4 protein-coding genes and 1 pseudogene are annotated in these 3,107 nt (G+C 62.6%); 3 read left to right on the top strand and 2 right to left on the bottom strand.

The genetic code is table 11. The features are described 5' to 3' along the window. Positions 1-254, top strand: a pseudogene (locus ACIQ47_RS15775) (porphobilinogen synthase); the annotation flags it as partial. A gap of 109 nt (positions 255-363) precedes the next feature. Beyond that, positions 364-1,431, top strand: a complete 1,068-nt coding sequence (locus tag ACIQ47_RS15770) for a magnesium transporter CorA family protein (protein WP_396438987.1) — start codon at positions 364-366, stop codon at positions 1,429-1,431. A 9-nt stretch (positions 1,432-1,440) separates the two neighbouring features. On the opposite strand, the gene ACIQ47_RS15765 is transcribed toward ACIQ47_RS15770, so the two are convergent. Beyond that, a complete protein-coding gene (locus tag ACIQ47_RS15765; protein ID WP_396438986.1) occupies positions 1,441-2,130 on the bottom strand; it encodes a dienelactone hydrolase family protein in 690 nt (229 codons plus the stop codon). 28 nt (positions 2,131-2,158) lie between these two features. Further along, a complete protein-coding gene (locus tag ACIQ47_RS15760; RefSeq protein ID WP_396438985.1) occupies positions 2,159-2,761 on the bottom strand; it encodes a 2-hydroxychromene-2-carboxylate isomerase in 603 nt (200 codons plus the stop codon). A gap of 81 nt (positions 2,762-2,842) precedes the next feature. Between ACIQ47_RS15760 and ACIQ47_RS15755 the strand changes: the two genes are divergently transcribed. Continuing rightward, positions 2,843-3,107, top strand: a 265-nt coding sequence (locus ACIQ47_RS15755; protein ID WP_396438984.1) for an SDR family NAD(P)-dependent oxidoreductase, incomplete at its 3' end; no start/stop codon positions are given.

The following is a 3,107-nucleotide window of genomic DNA, read 5'->3' as shown; positions in this document are numbered from 1 at the left end:
CAGACATGGTCATGGTCAAGCCCGGCATGCCGTATTTGGACATCGTGCGCCGCGTCAAAGACGAATTCAAGGTGCCGACCTTCGCTTATCAGGTGTCGGGCGAATACGCCATGCTCAAAGCGGCCGCACAAAACGGCTGGCTCGACCATGACTTGGTGATGATGGAAAGCCTGCTGGCCTTCAAGCGGGCCGGTGCCGATGGCGTGCTGACTTACTTTGCCCGCGACGCCGCACGCTGGATTGCGGCCCATTGAATGATGCCCACAGCCCTTCGGGCGTGCCCGGGATGCGTGTATTCAGCATCACCGGCACCAGGTGCAGGCTTGGCCTGAGCTCAGCGCTGAAACCCCGCAGCCCCAGGCCATGCCCGAGGAAGGCTTCCTCTGGCTGGCTTTTTCTCGCTCGCATTTCGAGCAGCATTTACCCGCCATCCAAGACAGCCTGCAGCAACTGACGGGGCAAAGTCTGGTGGACCTGCATGTCGCGGACTTGCTCAACGGCCAGCTGCCCTCGCGCTACGACTTCACCTCGCACTACGACTTGTTGGTGTTTCGCCGATTGGCGCAGCAAACGATCGCCGCGCCCCGGCACGGAGAAACCAAGGCCGCACAAGCCCCGGGCAAACGGACCGGCCCACCCATCTTGCAGCGCATCGACACCAGTCCCGTGGGTTTTGCGGTGTTTGAGCGGGTGCTGCTGAGCGTGCACCCAGACGACTGCGCCGTGCGCGAAGCCTACGCGAGTCGCCTTTTGAACACAACGGGCGACAAGACCTTGGCACACGACCCACGCTCTGCCGGGGCACGAGGCATCCCCTTAAGCCCTGCCGACATGATGCTGCGCATCGTCAGCCAAATGGTGGACGCTTACCTCGACTTGCGCCGCGAACTGAGCCGCCAGCTCGACCACTGGCAAGCCGAGCTGATCCACCCCGGTGCGCGCTTTCGGCGTTGGGACGCCTTGCTGCAAGCCCGGCTGGCCCTGCACCAGTTGGAAGACCTGTGCAACGACCAGCACACGGCCATGCTCAACTGGAACGAAACCCTGGACGACTGGGTGGTGAGCGATGACCCAACCGCGCTGCGCGAGCACGAGTTGTTGAAAGTACGCTGCCGGGACGTGCTGGAACACATCGACCGGGTCGTTCACCACGTACGCCGCTTGGAACACAACACCGAAACCGCCGTGCAAATGCACTTCAACGCCCAAGGCAACCGCACCAACGACATTATGCGCACCCTGACAGCGCTGACCGCAATCTTCTTGCCCCTGAACCTGATCGCTGCGGTGTTCGGCATGAACTTTGAATTCATGCCCTGGCTGCACAAGGCCAGCGCCTTTTGGTGGACGCTGAGCGGCATGGCGGCCATTGCCACCACCCTGGGCCTGGTGTTCTGGCGCAAGCGCTACTTGGCGCGCACAGGCGATTGATCGGTCAAGTCAGCCCAAATGCTGCTTGAAAAACGCCAGCGTGCGCTCACGCGCCAGCTGGGCCGAAGGCGCATGCCATGAAGCGCGCTGGTCGCAGTTGAAGCCGTGGTGCGCGGCATAGGTGAACACCTGCACTTGCGGATGTGCGTTTTTGAAAGCCGCGACCGAATCCAACGGGATCCATTTGTCTTCTTCCGCAAAATGCGCCATGACAGGCACGCGAGGCTGGCGGGCGGTTTCGGCTTCTGTGGTCACGCCGCCGCCGTAATACGGTGCCGCCGCACTCAGGCCGGACAAAGTGCAGGCCGCACGCCAAGTCAGCAAACCGCCCCAGCAATAACCCACGATGCCCACCTTGCCCCCTGAAGCCTGGGCCCCATGGTCAATGGCCGCCTGAATGTCTTGCAGCACGCCGGGCGCGGGCAAAGCCTCCACCGCCGTTTTGTAGCCAAAGCCTTCGCCCATGTCGGCATCGGTGTACCCCAGCTCCACCCCCAGCTTGACGCGGTGGAAGGCGGCCGGGGCCACAGCCAGGTAACCCTCTGCCGCATAGCCATCGGCCACTTGGCGGATGTGGCTATTGACGCCAAAAATTTCCTGAATCACCACCACAGCCCCCTTGGGTGTGCCTGCAGGGCGTGCTTCGTAGGCGGGCACCAACGTGCCGTCGGCCGACTTCAGTTCGATCATCGTTCCCATGTGTCTTCCTTTCAGTGAAAAATGCGTGTCAGCGTGCCAGTGCGCGCTCGACAAAGTCGAGGCGGTCCTGGCCCCAGAACAACTCGCCATCGACGACATAGCTGGGCGCGCCAAACACGCCCGCGTCTATCGCCGCCTGGGTATAGGTCTCGTAACGCACCTGCACCGCCTGGCTGCGTGACTGCGTCATCAAGCTGACTGGCAAGTTCTGCTCTTGCAGCAGTTCGGCCAGCACCTTGTCGTCGGCCATGTTGCGCTCTTGCGCCCAGCAAGCCGCCAAAATCGCGCCCGCGATCTGCATGGCCGCCTGCGGGCCTTGGGCCAGATCGGCGGCAATGATCAAACGGGCCGAGTCGTCGCCACCGACAGGGAAATACTTGGGCTTGATGTTCAGGGGCACATTCAGGTGCTGGCTGAAGCGCTGCAACTCCAACAGCCGATACGCCTGGCGCTGCGGGGCACGCTGGCCCAAAGGCAAGCCGCCCGAAATCGGGAACACCTTGCCCCCCAAATCGATCGGCATCACCCGCACCGTGGTTCCGTGGCGCTGCACCATGTCGGCCAGGCGCTGGTGGCCCAAATAAGCCCAGGGGCTTTGCGGGGCGAAGTAATAGTCCACTGTGCGACCCATGCTGTCTCCTTGTGTGTTGTGTAATCTTTGAACGGGACAAGGGTTTTAACCGTTCTCACAAACTTTTGCAGGAGACATGCCATGGACAAAGTCTTGTTGGTGACCGGCGGCAGCCGGGGCATTGGGGCGGCCACCGCCTTGTTGGCGGCACACAGCGGCTGGGCTGTGGCGGTGAACTACACCGCCAACTCGCTGGCGGCCGACGAAGTGGTGCGCCAGATCCGCGCCTCGGGCGGGCAAGCCATGTCGGTGCAAGCCGACGTGGCCGACGAAGCGCAGGTGCTGCGCATGTTCGAGCACATCGACGCCAAATTCGGCCGCCTGACCGGGCTGGTCAACAACGCAG

This window comes from Limnohabitans sp. (assembly GCF_044373035.1).
In the GTDB taxonomy this organism is placed as follows: Bacteria; Pseudomonadota; Gammaproteobacteria; order Burkholderiales; family Burkholderiaceae_C; genus Limnohabitans_A.
The sequence above is the reverse complement of the archived record's forward strand: the minus strand, read 5'-3'. Positions and strand labels throughout refer to the sequence as shown.